The 17,052-nt window shown below is 71.0% G+C and carries 12 protein-coding genes; 4 read left to right on the top strand and 8 right to left on the bottom strand.

The window, feature by feature from the left end:
- Positions 1-8 precede the first annotated feature (8 nt).
- On the top strand, positions 9-2,147 hold the full coding sequence (locus N8K70_RS07630; protein WP_317140997.1) for a 3-hydroxyacyl-CoA dehydrogenase NAD-binding domain-containing protein: 2,139 nt from the start codon (positions 9-11) through the stop codon (positions 2,145-2,147).
- A gap of 46 nt (positions 2,148-2,193) precedes the next feature.
- Here the strand turns inward: N8K70_RS07630 and dxs are convergent, their stop codons facing one another.
- From dxs to dut, 5 genes are all read right to left on the bottom strand, one after another.
- Positions 2,194-4,152 (bottom strand): 1-deoxy-D-xylulose-5-phosphate synthase, encoded by a 1,959-nt coding sequence (dxs, locus tag N8K70_RS07625; RefSeq protein WP_317140996.1) that lies wholly within the window; start codon positions 4,150-4,152, stop codon positions 2,194-2,196.
- Positions 4,153-4,256: 104 nt separating this feature from the next.
- On the bottom strand, positions 4,257-7,085 hold the full coding sequence (gene acnA, locus N8K70_RS07620) for an aconitate hydratase AcnA (RefSeq protein ID WP_317140995.1): 2,829 nt from the start codon (positions 7,083-7,085) through the stop codon (positions 4,257-4,259).
- Between the two features lie 189 nt (positions 7,086-7,274).
- A complete protein-coding gene (locus tag N8K70_RS07615) occupies positions 7,275-8,009 on the bottom strand; it encodes a DUF3159 domain-containing protein (RefSeq protein WP_317140994.1) in 735 nt (244 codons plus the stop codon).
- A complete protein-coding gene (locus N8K70_RS07610; RefSeq protein ID WP_394357816.1) occupies positions 8,006-8,629 on the bottom strand; it encodes a DUF3710 domain-containing protein in 624 nt (207 codons plus the stop codon). The genes N8K70_RS07615 and N8K70_RS07610 overlap by 4 nt, the downstream gene beginning before the upstream one ends.
- Positions 8,626-9,078: a dUTP diphosphatase gene (dut, locus tag N8K70_RS07605; RefSeq protein WP_317140993.1), complete on the bottom strand. Its 453-nt coding sequence runs from the start codon at positions 9,076-9,078 to the stop codon at positions 8,626-8,628. Before dut ends, N8K70_RS07610 begins: the two co-directional genes overlap by 4 nt.
- Positions 9,079-9,090: 12 nt before the next feature.
- Between dut and N8K70_RS07600 the strand changes: the two genes are divergently transcribed.
- Entirely contained in the window at positions 9,091-9,606 is a 516-nt protein-coding gene (locus N8K70_RS07600; protein WP_317140992.1) for a DUF3093 domain-containing protein, read from the top strand.
- On the opposite strand, the gene N8K70_RS07595 is transcribed toward N8K70_RS07600, so the two are convergent.
- On the bottom strand, positions 9,581-9,874 hold the full coding sequence (locus tag N8K70_RS07595) for a DUF4193 domain-containing protein (RefSeq protein WP_317140991.1): 294 nt from the start codon (positions 9,872-9,874) through the stop codon (positions 9,581-9,583). The genes N8K70_RS07600 and N8K70_RS07595 overlap by 26 nt on opposite strands.
- A 232-nt stretch (positions 9,875-10,106) precedes the next feature.
- Between N8K70_RS07595 and sepH the strand changes: the two genes are divergently transcribed.
- Positions 10,107-11,150 carry a septation protein SepH gene (gene sepH / locus N8K70_RS07590; RefSeq protein ID WP_317140990.1) on the top strand — a complete coding sequence of 348 codons (1,044 nt, stop codon included), beginning with the start codon at positions 10,107-10,109 and terminating at the stop codon, positions 11,148-11,150.
- A gap of 15 nt (positions 11,151-11,165) precedes the next feature.
- Here the strand turns inward: sepH and N8K70_RS07585 are convergent, their stop codons facing one another.
- Positions 11,166-12,299: an alkaline phosphatase family protein gene (locus N8K70_RS07585; protein ID WP_317140989.1), complete on the bottom strand. Its 1,134-nt coding sequence runs from the start codon at positions 12,297-12,299 to the stop codon at positions 11,166-11,168.
- A gap of 104 nt (positions 12,300-12,403) precedes the next feature.
- Between N8K70_RS07585 and N8K70_RS07580 the strand changes: the two genes are divergently transcribed.
- Complete coding sequence (locus N8K70_RS07580) at positions 12,404-14,851, top strand: DNA gyrase/topoisomerase IV subunit A (protein WP_317140988.1); 2,448 nt, start codon at positions 12,404-12,406, stop codon at positions 14,849-14,851.
- A gap of 116 nt (positions 14,852-14,967) precedes the next feature.
- Here N8K70_RS07580 and N8K70_RS07575 read toward each other — a convergent pair whose 3' ends face one another.
- On the bottom strand, positions 14,968-17,049 hold the full coding sequence (locus tag N8K70_RS07575; protein WP_317140987.1) for a DNA gyrase/topoisomerase IV subunit B: 2,082 nt from the start codon (positions 17,047-17,049) through the stop codon (positions 14,968-14,970).
- Positions 17,050-17,052 lie beyond the last annotated feature (3 nt).

Genomic DNA, 17,052 nt, shown 5'->3' with positions numbered 1-17,052 from the left:
GGCGAGGGATGACCGACTACAGCTCCATCGACTTCTCGGACCTGGACGCGATCGGCGCCGACGAGGTCGTGACGCACTCCATCGTGAAGGATGTGCGTCTCGCCAGCGGCCGCACCATCGCGCTCATCACGCTCCACAACGGCCGCGATCACAAGCGGCCGAACACGATCGGGCCGGCGACGCTCGCCGAGCTCGACGGCGTGCTCGAGACGCTCCGGAAGCGTGCGGGGGCCGGGGAGATCGACGCGGTCGCGATCACCGGCAAGCCGTACATCTTCGCGGCGGGCGCCGACCTGTCGCAGATCGGCGCACTGCGTTCGCGGGAGAACGCCGTCCTCATCGCCCAGCGCGGGCACCAGGTGCTCGGCAAGCTCTCGGAGCTCGGCGTGCCCTCGTTCGCCTTCGTCAACGGGCTCGCGCTCGGCGGCGGCACGGAGATCGCGCTCAACTCGACGTACCGCACGGTCGACTCGTCGGCCGCGGCGATCGCCCTGCCCGAGGTGTTCCTGGGCCTCATCCCCGGCTGGGGCGGGGCCTACCTGCTGCCGAACCTCATCGGCATCGAGAACGCTCTCGAGGTCATCGTCTCGAACCCGCTCAAGCAGAACCGGACGCTCAAGCCGCAGCAGGCGTTCGAGCTCGGGATCTTCGACGCGATCTTCTCTCCGGCGAACTACCTCGAGGACTCGCTGGCCTGGGCGGACGGCGTCCTCGGCGGCGGCGTCACGGTCGAGCGGAAGAACGTGCCGGGGAAGATCGAGCGCCTCACGAAGTGGCCCGTCGCGATCAAGGTCGCCCGCGCCACCCTCGAGAGCCGCATCGGCACCGTGCCGCGCTCGCCCTATCTCGCGCTCGAGCTCCTCGACAAGGCGAGGTCGGGAACCCGCGAGGAGGCGTTCGCCCGCGAGGACGAGGCCCTCTCCACGCTCATCGCAGGCGACCAGTTCGCCGCGTCCATGTACGCCTTCGACCTCGTCCAGAAGCGGGCGAAACGTCCCGTGGCCGCACCGGACAAGGATCTCGCGCGCACCGTCACGAAGGTGGGCGTCATCGGCGCGGGCCTCATGGCGAGTCAGTTCGCGCTGCTCTTCCTGCGACGTCTGCAGGTGCCGGTCCTCATCACCGACGTCGACCAGGCCCGCGTCGACAAGGGCCTCGCCTCCATCCACGAGGAGATCGAGAAGCTCGAGGGCAAGGGGCGCATCGACTCCGACACCGCCCACAGGCTGCGCGCGCTCGTCCACGGCACGACCGACAAGGGCGAGTACGCCGACTGCGACCTCGTGATCGAGGCCGTGTTCGAGGAGACCGCCGTCAAGCAGCAGGTGTTCGCCGAGATCGAGAGGATCGTCTCGCGCGACACCGTCCTCGCGACCAACACCTCCTCGCTCTCGGTGGAGGAGATCGGGTCCGTGCTCGAGCACCCCGACCGCCTCGTCGGCTTCCACTTCTTCAACCCCGTGGCCGTGATGCCGCTCGTCGAGGTCGTGCGTACGCCGCAGGCGAGCGAGGAGGCGCTCGCGACGGCGTTCGTCGTGGCGAAGGACCTCCGCAAGAACGCCATCGGCTCCGCGGACGCGCCCGGATTCATCGTGAACCGGCTGCTCGCGAAGGTCATGGGCGAGGCGGCGCGCGCCCTCGACGAGGGCACGCCGCTCGCGACCGTCGAGAGGGCGTTCGCTCCGCTCGGACTGCCGATGACGCCGTTCCAGCTCATCGATCTCGTCGGATGGAAGGTGGCGGCGCACGTGCAGGACACCATGGCCTCGCACTTCCCCGACCGCTTCCACGCGTCGGAGAACCTGCACGCCCTCGCCGAGCTCGACCAGGCGCTCGAGAAGGACAAGGGCGGCCGTGTCACGGGATGGACCAAGCAGGCGCAGAAGGCCCTCCGGGTCGGCGACGCCCCGGTCTCGGAATCCGACATCCTGCGGCGCGTCGAGGACGAGCTCGCCCGCGAGATCAGGATCATGCTCGACGAGGGCGTCGTCCCGGAGGTGCAGGACATCGACCTGGGGCTCATCCTGGGCGCAGGATGGCCGTTCATCGACGGCGGCGCCTCGGTCTACCTCGACCGGGTCGGGGCGTCCGAGCGCGTCTTCGGCGGCACGTTCCACACGCCGGTCATCCGCGGCGTCGACGCCTGACCGCGGTGCGGGGGGCGGGGCGCCGTGTGCGGCCCGCCCCTCGCCGTCAGCGGTTCGCGATGCTCTCGATCTGCCCGGTCCTCGGCGGCACGCCGCCCGGATCGTTCTCGGGCCGCGCCACGGGCACGCGTGTCCCGAGGACCTGCGCCACGACGTCCTGGGCGATCTTCGCCGCGCCGAGGCCGGCGTCCTCCAGCACCTGCTCGCGCGAGGCGTGATCGATGAACGCGTCCGGAAGGCCCAGCTCGTCGACCGCGGTGTCGATCCCCGCTTCGCGCAGCATCTGGCGCACGCGCGTCCCGATCCCGCCCACGCGGACGCCGTCCTCGAGCGTGATGACGAGACGGTGTCGGGCCGCGAGGTCGACGAGGGACTCCGGGACGGGGACGACCCAGCGCGGGTCGACGACGGTCGCGCCGATCCCCTGGGCCCGCAGACGCCGCGCGACGTCGACGGCCGTGGTCGCGAACGTCCCGATCGCGACCACGAGGACGTCCTCCGCGTCTCCGCGCTCCAGCACGTCCACGCCGTCCTCGAGGCGCTCCACGGCGGGGATCTCGGCGCCGACGGCGCCCTTCGGGAAGCGCACGACGGTCGGGGCGTCCGAGACGGCGACGGCCTCGCGCAGCTCCTCCCGAAGCCGCACGGCGTCGCGCGGGGCGGCGATGCGGATGTGCGGCACGATGTGCAGCAGGGCGAGGTCCCACATGCCGTGGTGACTCGGACCGTCCGGGCCCGTGACGCCTGAGCGGTCGAGCACGAACGTCACGCCCGCGCGGTGCAGAGCCACGTCCATCAGGACCTGGTCGAACGCCCTGTTCACGAACGTCGAGTACAGGGCGACGACGGGATGCAGCCCGCCGTAGGCGAGCCCAGCGGCCGACGCGACGGCGTGCTGCTCGGCGATGCCGACGTCGTACACCCGTTCGGGGAACCTCTCGGCGAAGGGCGCGAGTCCCGTCGGCCGCAGCATCGCCGCCGTCATGGCGATGACGTCCGGACGCTCCTCGCCGACGCGCACGAGCTCTTCGGCGAACACCTCGGTCCACGCCTCGCCCGAGGAGGAGCCGATGGGACCGCCGGTGAGCGGGTCGATCCGCCCGACGGCGTGGAACTGGTCCGCGACGTCGTCGCGGGCCGGCTGATATCCGCGCCCCTTCTCCGTGATGGCGTGCACGATGACCGGCGCGCCGTACGCCTTCGCGAGCTGCAGCGTCTCGACGAGAGCGGTCAGATCGTGTCCGTCGACGGGGCCGAGGTACTTGATGTCGAGCTGCGAGTAGAGCTGGCTGTTGTTCGTCAGACGCGAGAGGAAGCCGTGCGTCCCGCCGCGCACGCCGCGGTAGAGGGCGCGTCCGACGGCGCCGAAGCGCCCCGCGAGCCGGCCCGACTTCGCGTCGAGATCGCGATAGACCTCACCGGTCCGCACGCGGTTGAGGTAGCGCGCCATGCCGCCGATCGTCGGCGCGTACGAGCGTCCGTTGTCGTTCACGACGATGACGAGGTTGCGCTCGTTGTCGTCCGTGATGTTGTTGAGCGCCTCCCACGTCATGCCTCCCGTGAGCGCCCCGTCGCCGACCACGGCGACCACGTGACGGTCGCTGCGGCCCGTGCGCTGGAACGCCCGGGAGATGCCGTCGGCCCAGCTGAGGGAGCTCGACGCGTGAGAGGACTCCACGACGTCGTGCTCGCTCTCGGAGCGCTGCGGGTAGCCTGCGAGGCCGCCGCGGGAGCGCAGCCGCGAGAAGTCCTGCCGCCCCGTGAGGAGCTTGTGGACGTACGACTGGTGTCCCGTGTCCCAGATGATCGGGTCCTCCGGCGAGCGGAACACCCGGTGCAGCGCGATCGTCAGCTCGACGACGCCGAGGTTCGGGCCGAGATGCCCGCCCGTCTGCGAGACGTTCTCGACGAGGAACGCGCGGACCTCCTCCGCGAGGACCCCCAGTTCGCTGTGCGAGAGCGCATCGAGGTCGCGCGGCCCCCGGATCCGATCGAGCAGAGTCATGGGGCGAGCCTACGCCCGGCGGCTGGGAGAGGACGGATGACGCGGCTGTCCGAGGGCGTCGAACGGGCCCCGGGAACGTCCCGGGGCCCGTTCGGGGGCGGCTCTCAGACGAGGCTGCGCAGCACGTACTGGAGGATGCCGCCGTTGCGGTAGTAGTCCGCCTCGCCGGGGGTGTCGATCCGGACGACCGCGTCGAACTCGATCGTCTCCTTGCCCGCGGCCGAGTGCTCGCTCGGAGCGGCCGTCACGTGCACCGTCTTGGGCGTCACGCCGGAGTTCAGCTGCTCGAGACCCGAGATCGAGACGATCTCCGTGCCGTCCAGCCCCAGCGACGTCCAGCTCTCCCCGGCGGGGAACTGCAGCGGGACGACGCCCATGCCGATGAGGTTCGAGCGGTGGATCCGCTCGAAGCTCTCCGTGATGACGGCCTTCACCCCGAGGAGGCTCGTGCCCTTGGCCGCCCAGTCCCGCGACGAGCCGGATCCGTACTCCTTGCCGCCGAAGATGACGAGGGGCGTGCTCTCCGCCTGGTAGTTCTCGCTGGCGTCGTAGATGAACGACTGCGGTCCGCCCGGCTGCGTGAAGTCGCGGGTGAACCCGCCCTCGACCTCCGACCCGCCGTTGACGCTGCGGACGAGCTGGTTCTTCAGGCGGATGTTCGCGAAGGTTCCGCGGATCATCACCTCGTGGTTGCCGCGACGGGAGCCGTAGGAGTTGAAGTCCTTCCGGTCCACGCCGTGCTCGGCGAGGTAGCGGCCGGCGGGGCTGTCGACCTTGATGTTGCCGGCGGGGCTGATGTGGTCGGTCGTGACCGAGTCCCCGAGGGTGGCGAGGACGCGCGCGCCGGAGATGTCGCTCACGGGCGTCAGCTCCATCGTCATCCCCTCGAAGTACGGGGGCTTGCGCACGTAGGTCGACTCGGCGTTCCACTCGAACACATCGCCGGTCGGCGTCGGCAGCGTGCGCCACCGCTCGTCGCCCGCGAACACGCTCGCGTACTGATGGGTGAACATGCCGGTGTCGATCGACGAGTCGATCGTCGCCTGCACCTCGGCGGCGTCCGGCCAGATGTCCTTGAGGAACACGTCGTTGCCGTCGCGGTCCGTGCCGAGCGCATCCGCCTCGAAGTCGAAGTTCATCGACCCCGCGAGCGAGTACGCGATGACGAGCGGGGGGCTCGCCAGGTAGTTCATCTTCACGTCGGGGTTGATGCGCCCCTCGAAGTTCCTGTTGCCGGACAGCACGGCGGTGACGGCCAGGTCGTTCTCCTGCACGGCCGACGAGACCTCTTCGATGAGGGGTCCGGAGTTGCCGATGCACGTCGTGCAGCCGTAGCCGACGGTGTAGAAGCCGAGATCCTCGAGATCCTGCGTGAGACCCGCCTTCTCGTAGTAGTCCGTGACGACCTTCGAGCCCGGCGCGAGCGTCGTCTTCACCCACGGCTTGGCCTTGAGGCCCTTCTTGACCGCGTTGCGCGCGAGCAGCCCGGCCGCGAGCATGACCGAGGGGTTGGACGTGTTCGTGCAGGAGGTGATCGCGGCGATGGTGACGGCGCCGTGGTCGAGCACGAACTCCTCGCCGCCCTCCAGGACGACCGGGGTGGGCTTGGAGATCGTCACCGGCGCATGGCTGCGGTGACGGTGCACGTGGTCGCTGTGCTCGTTCTCGGGCGTGTTCCCCGGCGGGTCGGACGCGGGGAAGGACTCCGACCCCTCGAGGTCGACGAGATCGTGCTCGACCTGCGCGTAGTTCGTCAGGTCGGACTCGAACCGGGTCTTCGCCTCGGTGAGCACGATGCGGTCCTGCGGGCGCTTCGGGCCGGCGATGCTCGGCACGACCGTCGCGAGATCCAGCTCGAGGTACTCGCTGAAGACGGGCTCGCGCGTCGCGTCGTGCCACAGCGTCTGCTCCTTCGAGTACGCCTCGACGAGAGCGACCTGCTCGTCGCTGCGACCGGTGAGACGCAGGTAGTCCAGCGTGACGTCGTCGATCGGGAAGATCGCGGCCGTCGAGCCGAACTCCGGGCTCATGTTGCCGATCGTGGCGCGGTTCGCGAGCGGCACCGACGCCACGCCCTCGCCGTAGAACTCGACGAACTTGCCGACCACGCCGTGCCGGCGCAGCATGTCGGTGATGGTCAGGACGACGTCCGTGGCCGTCACGCCGGTCGGGATCTCGCCGGTCAGCTTGAAGCCGACGACCTTCGGAATGAGCATCGACACCGGCTGGCCGAGCATGGCCGCCTCGGCCTCGATGCCTCCGACGCCCCAGCCGAGGACGCCCAGCCCGTTGACCATGGTCGTGTGCGAGTCGGTGCCGACGCACGTGTCGGGGTAGGCCCGGAGCACGCCGTCCGCCGTGCGGGTGTAGGTCACCTTCGCCAGATGCTCGATGTTCACCTGGTGGACGATGCCCGTGCCGGGCGGGACGACCTTGAAGTCCTCGAACGCCGTCTGGCCCCACCGGAGGAACTGGTACCGCTCGCCGTTGCGCTGGTACTCGATCTCGACGTTGCGCTCCAGCGCGTTCTCGCTGCCGAACAGGTCGGCGATGACCGAGTGGTCGATGACGAGCTCCGCGGGAGAGAGCGGGTTGATCTTCGTCGGGTCGCCCCCGAGGTCGACGACCGCCTCGCGCATCGTCGCCAGGTCGACGATGCAGGGCACGCCCGTGAAGTCCTGCATGACCACGCGCGCAGGGCTGAACTGGATCTCGGTGTCGGGCTCCGCGGCGGGGTCCCAGGATCCGAGCGCCTCGATCTGCGCCTTCGTGACGTTCGCGCCGTCCTCCGTGCGCAGCAGGTTCTCGAGCAGCACCTTGAGGCTGAACGGAAGCTTCTCGTAGCCGGCGACGGCGTCGACGCGGTAGATCTCGTAGTCGGTGCTGCCGACCGTCAGGGTGCTCTGGGCACCGAAGCTGTTCACCGTTGACACGGGCTGTCTCCTCCTGGTCGACCGCGCACTTACGCCCCCATCTTGCTCGCCTCATCAGGCGTCCTGCTAGGAAGGCGTGCCTTACCCTCCGTCATCGGAGAGCAGACCCTCACAGTGCGTTATTTATCTCGATGTCGAGATAAATCTACCACGGACGGACGGCCAGGCGCGCTCGGCCGGGTGCGCCCCTCAGGGGTCGCCGCGAGCGTATACGGCCCTGACCGCGAGCCACGTCACGGCGACGAGGGGCGCGAACAGCGGCAGGCCCATGATGAGCTTCAGCGTCCCGAGCGCCGTGACGTCCCCCGCGAAATAGAGCGGGAGCTGGACGGCCAGACGCGCGTAGAAGAGGATCGCCCACGCGATGCCGAGCCAGAAGAAGACGCGGCGCTTGCGCCGGTCGGCCCGCCACGCCGTGCCGTCCCCCATGAGGAACCCGACGGCGAGGCCGATGAGCGACCATCCGACGAGAGCGGAGACGAGCAGCGCCGTCCCGTACACGCCGTTCGTGAGGAAGCCGGGCACGAAGTTGTCCTCCCCCCGGCCGGTCCACAGCGCGAGCGCCGCAGCGGCCGCCGCCGCGACGAGACCGCCCAGCGCCGCCGCAGGCGGAGACTTCTGCGCGAAGCGGACGAGCGTGAACACCGCCGCGAGCCCGACCGACACGCCGAGCGCGAGCGCGAGGACGTCGGGGCGGATCGTGAAGAGCACGACGAAGGCGAGGCTCGGCAGCACGGACTCGAGCACGCCGCGCCAGCCGCCCATCGCCTTCCAGACGACCTGACCGGTGCTCGCCTCCCCTGCCGGGTCGAGGCCCAGGCGCTGCGCGGCGCCGCCGAGCGCCGCGCCGAGCGCATCGGACGCGCGAGGCGCCGGCGGCTCGAGAGGAGTCCCCTCCTCCGCGCGGCCGGACGGATCCGTCACGCCGCCCCCGGCGACTGCGGCATCTTCAGCGGGATGAGGTCGCGCGGGGGCATCGGCGTGCCGCCGCGCACCACGACGATCGAGCGGAAGAGATCCTCGATCCTCTCCGCCGCGCCGAGGTCGCTCGTCGCGAGCCCCCCGACCACGCCGCGCAGGAACCAGCGAGGGCCGTCGACGCCGATGAAGCGCGCGAGGCGCTTCTCGGAGCCGCCCCCGCCCGCCACGACGGGCACCTCGGCGAGAAGCTCGGGGCCCAGCGGCCCTTCCCGCTCCTCGACGCGCCCGCCCTGCTGACGGACCTGGTCGCGGATCTGGTCGCGCGTCTCCTCCCACAGCCCCGTCGAGCGGGGAGCCGCGAAGGGCTGCACCTGCAGCGTCGACTCGGCGTAGTCGAGCCCGACCGCCACGATCCGTTTCGACTGCTCCTCGACCTCCAGGCGCAGGTTGAGCCCCTCGCGCGGGAGGATCTTGATGCCGCCGAGATCGATGTACGGCCGCACCGGGTTCGCCTCGCTCTCGTCGAACGGGCCGTCCTCCGCGCGACTGCGCGCAGCCGGTGCCGCGCCGCCCATCCCCGCGGCGGCGAGCTCGTCGCCCTGCTCTTCGCTCTCGTCGGTCATGCCACTCCTCGTGTCGTCTCGTATCCCGTCGAGCCGAAGCCGCCTTCTCCGCGCGCGGACTCCGGCAGCTCGTCGACGGGGATGAACCGCGCGCGGGGCACGGGCATCAGGATGAGCTGAGCGATCCGGTCGCCCTCGGCGACCCGGTAGGCCTCGCGCGCGTCGGTGTTCAGCAGCGCGACGCGGATCTCCCCGCGGTAGCCCGCGTCGATCGTGCCCGGCGCGTTCACGATCGTGATGCCGTGCTTCGCGGCGAGCCCGCTGCGTGGGACCACGAACGCCGCGTATCCGTCGGGCAACGCGATGCGCACGCCGGTTCCGACCAGCGCGCGCTCGCCGGGGGCGATCAGCACGGACTCGGCCGCCACCAGATCCGCGCCCGCGTCGCCCGGGTGCGCGTAGACGGGGACGCCGGGTGCCACAATGGGAACGTCAACGATATCGGTCACGCAATGAGGGTAATGCAGAACACAGTGTCCTCCCCGAACAGCACGTCCTCCCAGGACGGCCACGCGGTCGCGGACTTCCGCGAGCGCCTCTCGCCCTCGCTCTGGACGCTCGCCTCCGCCGCGATCGTCGCACCCATGGTCACGCTGGTCTTCGTGCGCATCGAGCCCGCCGTCTCGCTCGGCCTGGGCGCGATCGCGGCGATCGTCGTCATCGCGCTCCTCATCGCCGGCTCCCCGGTCGTCGAGGTGCGCGACGGCGTGCTGCGCGCCGGGAAGGCGCGCATCGAGGTCGAGCACCTCGGAGACCCCGTCGCCCTCGCGGGCGAGGAGGCGAAGGCCGCCAGAGGGGTGGACCTCGATCCTCGCGGCTGGTATCTCGTCCGCGGTGGGATCGACGGGGTGGTGCTCGTCCCGAACACCGATCCCGACGATCCCGTCACGTCGTGGACGATCTCGATACGCACGCCCGACCGCCTCGCGGCGGCCGTGCTCCGCGCGCAGGCTATGCCGCGCAGTCGCGGCAGATAGGCCCGTCGGCGCCGTCGTGGTCGAGCTGCGAACGGTGCTTCACGAGGAAGCAGCTCATGCACGTGAACTCGTCGTCCTGCGGCGGCAGCACGACGACGTCGAGCTCCACGTTGGACAGGTCGGCGCCCGGGAGGTCGAAGCTCGACGGGTTGTCGGCGTCCTCGGAGTCGATGGATCCCGCGTTGTCGGGGCGGCGCGCCTTGAGCGCCTCGATCGACTCGTTGTTGTCGTCGTCGCTCTTACGGGGGGCGTCGTAGTCGGTTGCCATCTGAGGGCGTCACTTCTTTCGTCGTCGGGTGCTGCTCGTCCCGCGGTGCGGCGGGGCGGCGATAGTTTGCACGACGCCCGCGTCTTTCGCAAATGCGCGGCGCGCCCGCGTACGACGCGTCGGGTCGTGCCAGCGATGAAACTCGCGGCGCGCCCGCGGTATTCCCGCCCGTGGGCCGAGACGCGTGGAACCATGACGGGACACCGATTGTCATCGTGTGAGGAGCAAGGGCATGGATCAGCTCACGATCGTAGGGACCGAGGACGGCAAGCTCGTCCTGGCGAGCGAGTCGGGGCAGCGCTACACGCTCCCCGTCGACGACCTGCTGCGCTCGGAGATCCGGCGGATCGACCGCGCAGCCCATCGCGAGGAATCGCGCACGCCGGCGCCGAGGCCGAAGGAGATCCAGGAGCACATCCGCGCCGGGCTGTCGTCGGAGGAGGTCGCCGAGCTCCTCTCCGCCCGGGTCGAGGACGTGCGGCGCTTCGAGGGGCCCGTGCTCGCCGAGCGCGAGCACATCGTCGGCCGGGCGCTCGCCGTTCCGGTCCTCATGGGAGTGGATCTGACCGGCGAGCAGAACCCGACGTTCGGCGAGGCCATCCGCTCGAAGCTCGCGGACATCGACGCGACGCGCGAGCGCTGGACGAGCTGGAAGGACGAGACGGGCTGGATCGTCAAGGTCGAGTTCACCGCCGCCGAGGTCGATCACGACGCCCGCTGGAGCTTCGACCCCCGGCGCAGCGCGCTCGCCCCCCTCAACGCCGACGCCACGCAGCTGTCCCGCCAGGGGCCCATGCCGGACGGCCTCATCCCCCGCCTGCGTGCGCTCGACGTCGCCCCCGCGGAGGACGACGAGCGGTTCGACTCCGGCGCCTTCGGACCGCGTCGGGCCCCCGACGCCGATGACGCCGCCGACGGCTTCACACGCTCCATCCCGTCCGTGCGCGAGGCGGCGACGAAGCGCGCGCCGAGCACGGAAGCGCCGAACCCCGACACCGCGGATCTCCTCGAGGCGCTGCGCCGTCGACGCGGACAGCGCGAGACGGCCCCCGTGCTGGAGCCGGAGGCCGAGACCGGGGAACCGGAGGAGCCCGCCCCCGCGCCCGTGGCGCTGTTCGACGCTCTCGAGCCCGGATACGCGACGGGGCAGGAGGAGGGCTCCGACGAGACGCGCCCTCCGCAGCAGCAGGAGGAGAGCGACTCGCCGCGCAGGCGCGGACGCGCGTCGATGCCCTCCTGGGACGAGATCGTCTTCGGCGCGCGGGCCGACGACTGAGCGAGCGGGCCGGCGTCAGCGCGCCGCGCCGGCGAACGCACCCAGGCGGATGAGCGGGACCGTCGTCTCCTCCGGCGTGGTCGATCCGTGCTGGCCGACCATGTCCTGCGGCCGCTTGTCCGTCTCACGGTCGTCGTAGAACGCCCACGTGCCGCGGGCGGCGACGAGCACGTCGCCGATCCGCGGACGGACCTCCGCGTCCGCGTCCCCGAAGAGGCCGGATGCGATCGCCTCGTCGCGGGTGGACACGTCGGCCTGCCCCTCTGACCGCCGCCGCCACTCGCCGGCCACCTCTGCCGCGCCCGCCCCGGGGTCGAGGTAGAGATGAAGCAGACGGGGCTCGCCGCCGACGAGCGCCACGCCGTCCAGACGCGGGTCGCCGTGACCGAGCAGGACGTGACGGCGCCGCGGCACGTCGACCATGCCGTGATCGGCCGTGACGAGCACGCCCACGCGCCGCGGCACGGCGTCCGCGAACGCGGCGTCGATCTCCTCCAGCGCTCCGACCCACGCGTCCGAGGCGATGCCGTGCCTGTGCCCCGCCTTGTCGGCCTCGGGCAGGTAGCAGTAGACGATCGCCCCGGCGTGCGCGGCCGCGAGCGCATAGGCCGCACGCAGGCGTTCGCGGACGTCGTCCTCCCCGACGTACTGCGCGCCGCGGAGCACGGCCGAGGTGAAGCCGCTCCGCGCATACTCCGCCCTGCCGACGGCGAAGGCTGGTCGGCCCTCCGCAGAGGCGCGTTCGAACACCGTCGGCGCACGCTGCCACGTGAGCGGGTCGAGCCCCTCCCGCCCGTAGCCGTTCAGCTGATTGCACAGCACGCCGCGGGTCGGATCGAGCACGCGATAGCCCACGAGCCCGTGCTCCCCCGGCCAGGCCCCCGTGAGCGTGCTCGTGAGCGCGGCCGCCGTGGTCGAGGGGAAGACGCTGCGCGCCACGTCCCTCTTCGTCATCGCACCCGACAGCCGCCGCGCGTGGCCCGCGTGACCCCGCAGCTGGATGGCGCCGAGCCCGTCGACGACGACGAGGACGACGGACGACGCCGGAGCGAGCCAGCTGCCCTCCCCCGCGAGCGAGCGCAGCGACTCGGCTGCGACCTCGGTGAGGCTCCGGGCGTTCTGTGGACCCGCCGGTACGATGAAGGACATCCGGGCAAGTCTTCCACAGCGGAGGACGCGGTCCGTCGCGCACCCTCTGCCCACGGGTGCGCGGCACGGCATCCGGACTCCACCCCACCCGAGGAGAGGGCTGAATGGCGCGCAAGCAGGCATCCGACGCCACGCCGGTCGACGAGCGCATCGAGGACATCGACCTCGAATCGGAGATGCAGGGGTCGTACCTCGAGTACGCGTACTCCGTGATCTACTCGCGCGCGCTCCCCGACGCGCGCGACGGGCTCAAGCCCGTCCAGCGCCGCATCCTCTTCCAGATGGCCGAGATGGGCCTGCGCCCCGACCGCGGGCACGTGAAGAGCGCGCGCGTGGTCGGCGAGGTGATGGGGAAGCTGCACCCGCACGGCGACTCGGCGATCTACGACGCGCTCGTGCGCCTGGCGCAGGACTTCGCCCTGCGCGTCCCCCTCGTCGACGGGCACGGCAACTTCGGCTCGCTCGACGACGGTCCCGCCGCCGCCCGCTACACCGAGGCACGTCTGGCCGCCGCCGCGATGGCCATGACGGAGAACCTCGACGAGGACGTCGTCGACTTCATCCCCAACTACGACGGCCAGTTCCAGCAGCCGGACGTGCTGCCCGCCGCGTACCCGAACCTGCTCGTCAACGGCACGACGGGCATCGCCGTGGGGATGGCGACGAACATGGCCCCCCACAACCTCACCGAGGTCGTCGCCGCGGCGAACTTCCTCATCGAGAACCCCGAGGCGACGCTGGAGCAGCTCATGGAGTTCGTCCCCGGCCCCGACTTCCCGTCGGGAGGCATCGTCGTGGGGCTCGACGGCATCCGCGACGCGTACGAGACGGGCCGCGGCGCCATCAAGGTGCGCGGCAAGGCGTCCATCGAGCAGGTCGGCCCGCGCCGGACGGGCATCGTCGTGACGGAGCTGCCGTACATGGTCGGCCCCGAGCGCGTCATCGAGAAGCTCAAGGACGCCGTCCAGTCGAAGAAGCTGCAGGGCGTCAGCGATGTCACCGACCTCACGGACCGCAACCACGGACTGCGTCTCGTCATCGGCGTCAAGACCGGCTTCGACCCGCAGGCCGTGCTGGAGCGCCTCTACCGACTCACCCCCCTCGAGGACTCGTTCAACTTCAACAACGTCGCCCTCGTCGGCGGGCGCCCCCACACCCTCGGCCTCGTCGAGCTCCTGCGCGTCTACGTCGACCACCGGCTGCAGGTCGTCACGCGCCGCAGCCGCTACCGTCTTGCGCGGAGACAGGAGCGCCTGCACCTCGTGCGCGGCCTGCTCGTGGCCATCCTCGACATCGACGAGGTCATCCAGGTCATCCGCACGTCCGACGACTCCGAGCAGGCCCGCTCGCGCCTGTGCCAGGTGTTCGACCTCGACGAGGTGCAGGCGGAGTACATCCTCGAGCTGCGCCTGCGGCGCCTGACGAGGTTCTCGCGCATCGAGCTCGAGAAGGAGCGCGACGAGCTGCTCGCCGAGATCGCCCGCCTCGAGGAGCTGCTCGGCTCCGACGCCCTGCTGCGCAAGCAGGTGGCGAGCGAGCTCGACGCCGTCGTGGACAAGTACGGCACGCCTCGCCGGACGCTGCTCATGAACGCCAAGCCCGCGGCCACGCGCTCGCGCCAGACGGCGGACGCCGATCTCCAGATCGCCGACGGGCCGACGCTCGTCGCCCTGTCGACGACGGGACGCGCCATCCGCGTCGAGGTCCCGGAGGGCCAGGAGCCGACGGCCCCGGCTCGACGGAGCAAGCACGACGCCATCCTCTCGACGGTGCGGACGACCGTCCGCGGCGAGGCCGGTGCGATCACGAGCCGCGGACGCCTCGTGCGCTTCCACCCGATCGATCTGCCCTCCGTCCCGGCGAACGCGCTGCAGCTGGGCGCGGGCGTGAAGCTGCGCGACTACATCGGCCTCGCCGACCGGAACGAGCGCATCCTCGCCCTCGTCGCGCTCGGCGACGAGACGCCGATCGCCCTCGGCACGGCGCAGGGCGTCGTCAAGCGCGTCGTTCCGTCAGCGCTGCCCCCGAAGCCGGAGATCGAGGTGATCGGGCTCAAGCCGGGCGACGAGCTCGTCGGCGCGGCTCCGGCGCCCGACGACTCCGCGCTCGTCTTCGTGACGACGGATGCGCAGCTGCTGCGGTTCCCGGCGTCCTCCGTGCGTCCGCAGGGCGCGAGCGCCGCGGGGATGGCCGGCGTCAAGCTCAGCCCGCAGGGCAGAGCGCTCTTCTTCGGCTCGGCCTCGGGCGACGACACCGTCGTCGTCACGGTGTCGGGCTCTGAGGGGATGCTCGCCGGCGCCGACACCGGGCGGGCGAAGATCTCGGACTTCTCCGAGTTCCCGGCGAAGGGACGCGCGACCGGCGGCGTCCGCGCGCATGCGTTCCTGCGCGGCGAGGACAGGCTCACGCTCGCCTGGGTCGGACCCGACCCGGCGCTCGCCGTCGACGCGAACGGCACGGTGCGGAAGCTCCCGCAGACGCTCGCGAAGCGCGATGCGTCGGGGCAGCCCCTCGACGCCGTCGTCGGCTCGATCGGCCGCACGCTCGTCTGAGCGCCGCGGACCCCTTTCCTTCTGTCCCGCGAGAGTCCCTCCGGTCAGCGACAACCCTCCGGGCCGCGATGGCGAGTGCGGTCCGAGCGGGGCGGGGCCCGCCGCACGCGCGCCGGCTATGCGTCGATCGCCTCGCGGTCGAGGCGGTCGGCGGAGTCGATGATGAACTCGCGCCGCGGCGCCACCTCGTTGCCCATGAGCATCTCGAAGACGCGTCCGGCCGCCTCGGCGTCCTCCATGCGCACGCGACGGAGCAGGCGTCCGTCGCGCTGCATCGTCGTCTCCGCGAGCTGATCGGCGTCCATCTCTCCGAGTCCCTTGTAGCGCTGGATGGGCTCCTGCCAGCGCTTGCCCTGCTTCTGCAGCTTGGTCAGCAGGCGCTGCAGCTCGGCGTCCGTGTACGTGTAGATCGTCTCGTTGGGCTTCGACCCGGGGTTCACGACGATCACGCGATGGAGCGGCGGCACGGCGGCGTAGACCCGCCCGTGCTCGATGAGCGGGCGCAGGTACCGGTAGAACAGCGTGAGCAGGAGCGTGCGGATGTGCGCGCCGTCGACGTCGGCGTCGCTCATCATGATGATCTTCCCGTAGCGGGCCGCGTCGATGTCGAACGAGCGCCCCGAGCCCGCGCCGACGACCTGGATGATCGACGCGCACTCGGCGTTCGAGAGCATGTCGCCGATCGACGCCTTCTGCGTGTTGAGGATCTTGCCGCGGATCGGCAGCAGCGCCTGGAACTCGCTGTCGCGCGCGCGGCGCGCCGTGCCGAGCGCCGAGTCCCCCTCGACGATGAACAGCTCGGAGTTCTGCACGTCGTTGGAGCGGCAGTCGATGAGCTTCGCCGGCAGGGACGAGCTCTCCAGCGCGTTCTTGCGCCGCTGCGTCTCCTTGTGGGCGCGCGCCGAGACACGCGCCTTCATCTCGGCGACAACCTTGTCGAGGAGCATCGAGGTCTGGTTCTTGTCGTCGCGCTTGCTGGACGTGAAGCGCTCCTTGAGCCCCTCCCGGACGACCTTCGCGACGATCGCCCGCGCGGCCGGGGTCCCGAGGATCTCCTTCGTCTGCCCCTCGAACTGCGGCTCGGGCAGCGTGACCGTGAGCACCGCCGTGAGACCGGCGAGCACGTCGTCCTTCTCGAGCTTCTCGTTCTGCCCGACCTTGAGCCGCCGGGCGTTCTTCTCCACCTCCGAGCGCAGCTGCTTGAGGAGCTCCTGCTCGAAGCCCTGCTGGTGCGTGCCGCCCTTGGGCGTGGAGATGATGTTCACGAACGAGCGCACGATCGTGTCGTAGCCCGTGCCCCAGCGCAGGGCGATGTCGACGCTGCACTCCCGCTCGACCTCCGTCGAGCGCATGGAGCCGTCCGGCTGCAGCATCGGCACGGTCTCGGTGAACGTGCCGCTCCCCTGGAGCCGCCAGTCGTCCGTCACGGGCGCATCGGTCGCGAGGAAGTGCACGAACTCCGAGATGCCGCCGTCGAAGCGGTAGGAGGTCGAGGTCGGCTCCTCGCCGCGCTCGTCGCGGATGACGATCTCGAGGCCCGGGACGAGGAACGCCGTCTGCCGCGCGCGCGTCACGAGCTCGTCGAGCTGGAACGCCGCGTCCTTCGTGAAGATCTGCCGGTCCGCCCAGTAGCGCACGCGCGTGCCGGTGACCCCGCGGGCGACCTTGCCGACGACGCTCAGCTCGCTGCCGTCCTGGAAGGGCGAGAACGGCGCGTCCGGACGAGCCTCGCCGCTGTCGGCGAACCGGCCCGGCTCGCCCCGGTGGAACGACATGGCCCAGGTCTTGCCGCCCCGGTCGACCTCGACGTCCAGGCGCTCGGACAGCGCGTTCACGACCGACGCGCCCACGCCGTGCAGGCCGCCGGACGCCGCGTACGAGCCGCCGCCGAACTTCCCCCCGGCGTGCAGCTTCGTGTAGACGACCTCGACGCCCGTGAGCCCCGTGCGCGGCTCGACGTCCACGGGCACCCCGCGTCCGCGGTCCTGGACCTCGACGCTGCCGTCCGTGCGGAGGATGACGTCGATGCGCGTGCCGTTGCCGGCGACGGCCTCGTCGACCGCGTTGTCGATGATCTCCCAGAGGCAGTGCATGAGGCCGGGCGACCCGTTCGACCCGATGTACATGCCGGGTCGCTTGCGGACGGCCTCCAGGCCTTCCAGGACCTGCAGGTGATGGGCGGAGTACTCGGCAGTCACGAT

This window comes from Microbacterium sp. AB, assembly GCF_032878875.1.
GTDB lineage: Bacteria > Actinomycetota > Actinomycetes > Actinomycetales > Microbacteriaceae > Microbacterium > Microbacterium betulae.
This window is presented reverse-complemented; position numbering and strand designations above follow the sequence as displayed.

What these genes read in the sequence shown, in the direction of transcription:
- N8K70_RS07630 (WP_317140997.1), top strand. Translation starts at nt 9, where the DNA reads ATGACCGACTACAGCTCCATCGACTTCTCGGACCTGGACGCGATCGGC.
- dxs (WP_317140996.1), bottom strand. Translation starts at nt 4,152, where the DNA reads ATGACTCTGCTCGATCGGATCCGGGGGCCGCGCGACCTCGATGCGCTC.
- N8K70_RS07610 (WP_394357816.1), bottom strand. Translation starts at nt 8,629, where the DNA reads ATGACCGACGAGAGCGAAGAGCAGGGCGACGAGCTCGCCGCCGCGGGG.
- N8K70_RS07600 (WP_317140992.1), top strand. Translation starts at nt 9,091, where the DNA reads ATGCAGAACACAGTGTCCTCCCCGAACAGCACGTCCTCCCAGGACGGC.
- N8K70_RS07595 (WP_317140991.1), bottom strand. Translation starts at nt 9,874, where the DNA reads ATGGCAACCGACTACGACGCCCCCCGTAAGAGCGACGACGACAACAAC.
- sepH (WP_317140990.1), top strand. Translation starts at nt 10,107, where the DNA reads ATGGATCAGCTCACGATCGTAGGGACCGAGGACGGCAAGCTCGTCCTG.
- N8K70_RS07585 (WP_317140989.1), bottom strand. Translation starts at nt 12,299, where the DNA reads ATGTCCTTCATCGTACCGGCGGGTCCACAGAACGCCCGGAGCCTCACC.
- N8K70_RS07580 (WP_317140988.1), top strand. Translation starts at nt 12,404, where the DNA reads ATGGCGCGCAAGCAGGCATCCGACGCCACGCCGGTCGACGAGCGCATC.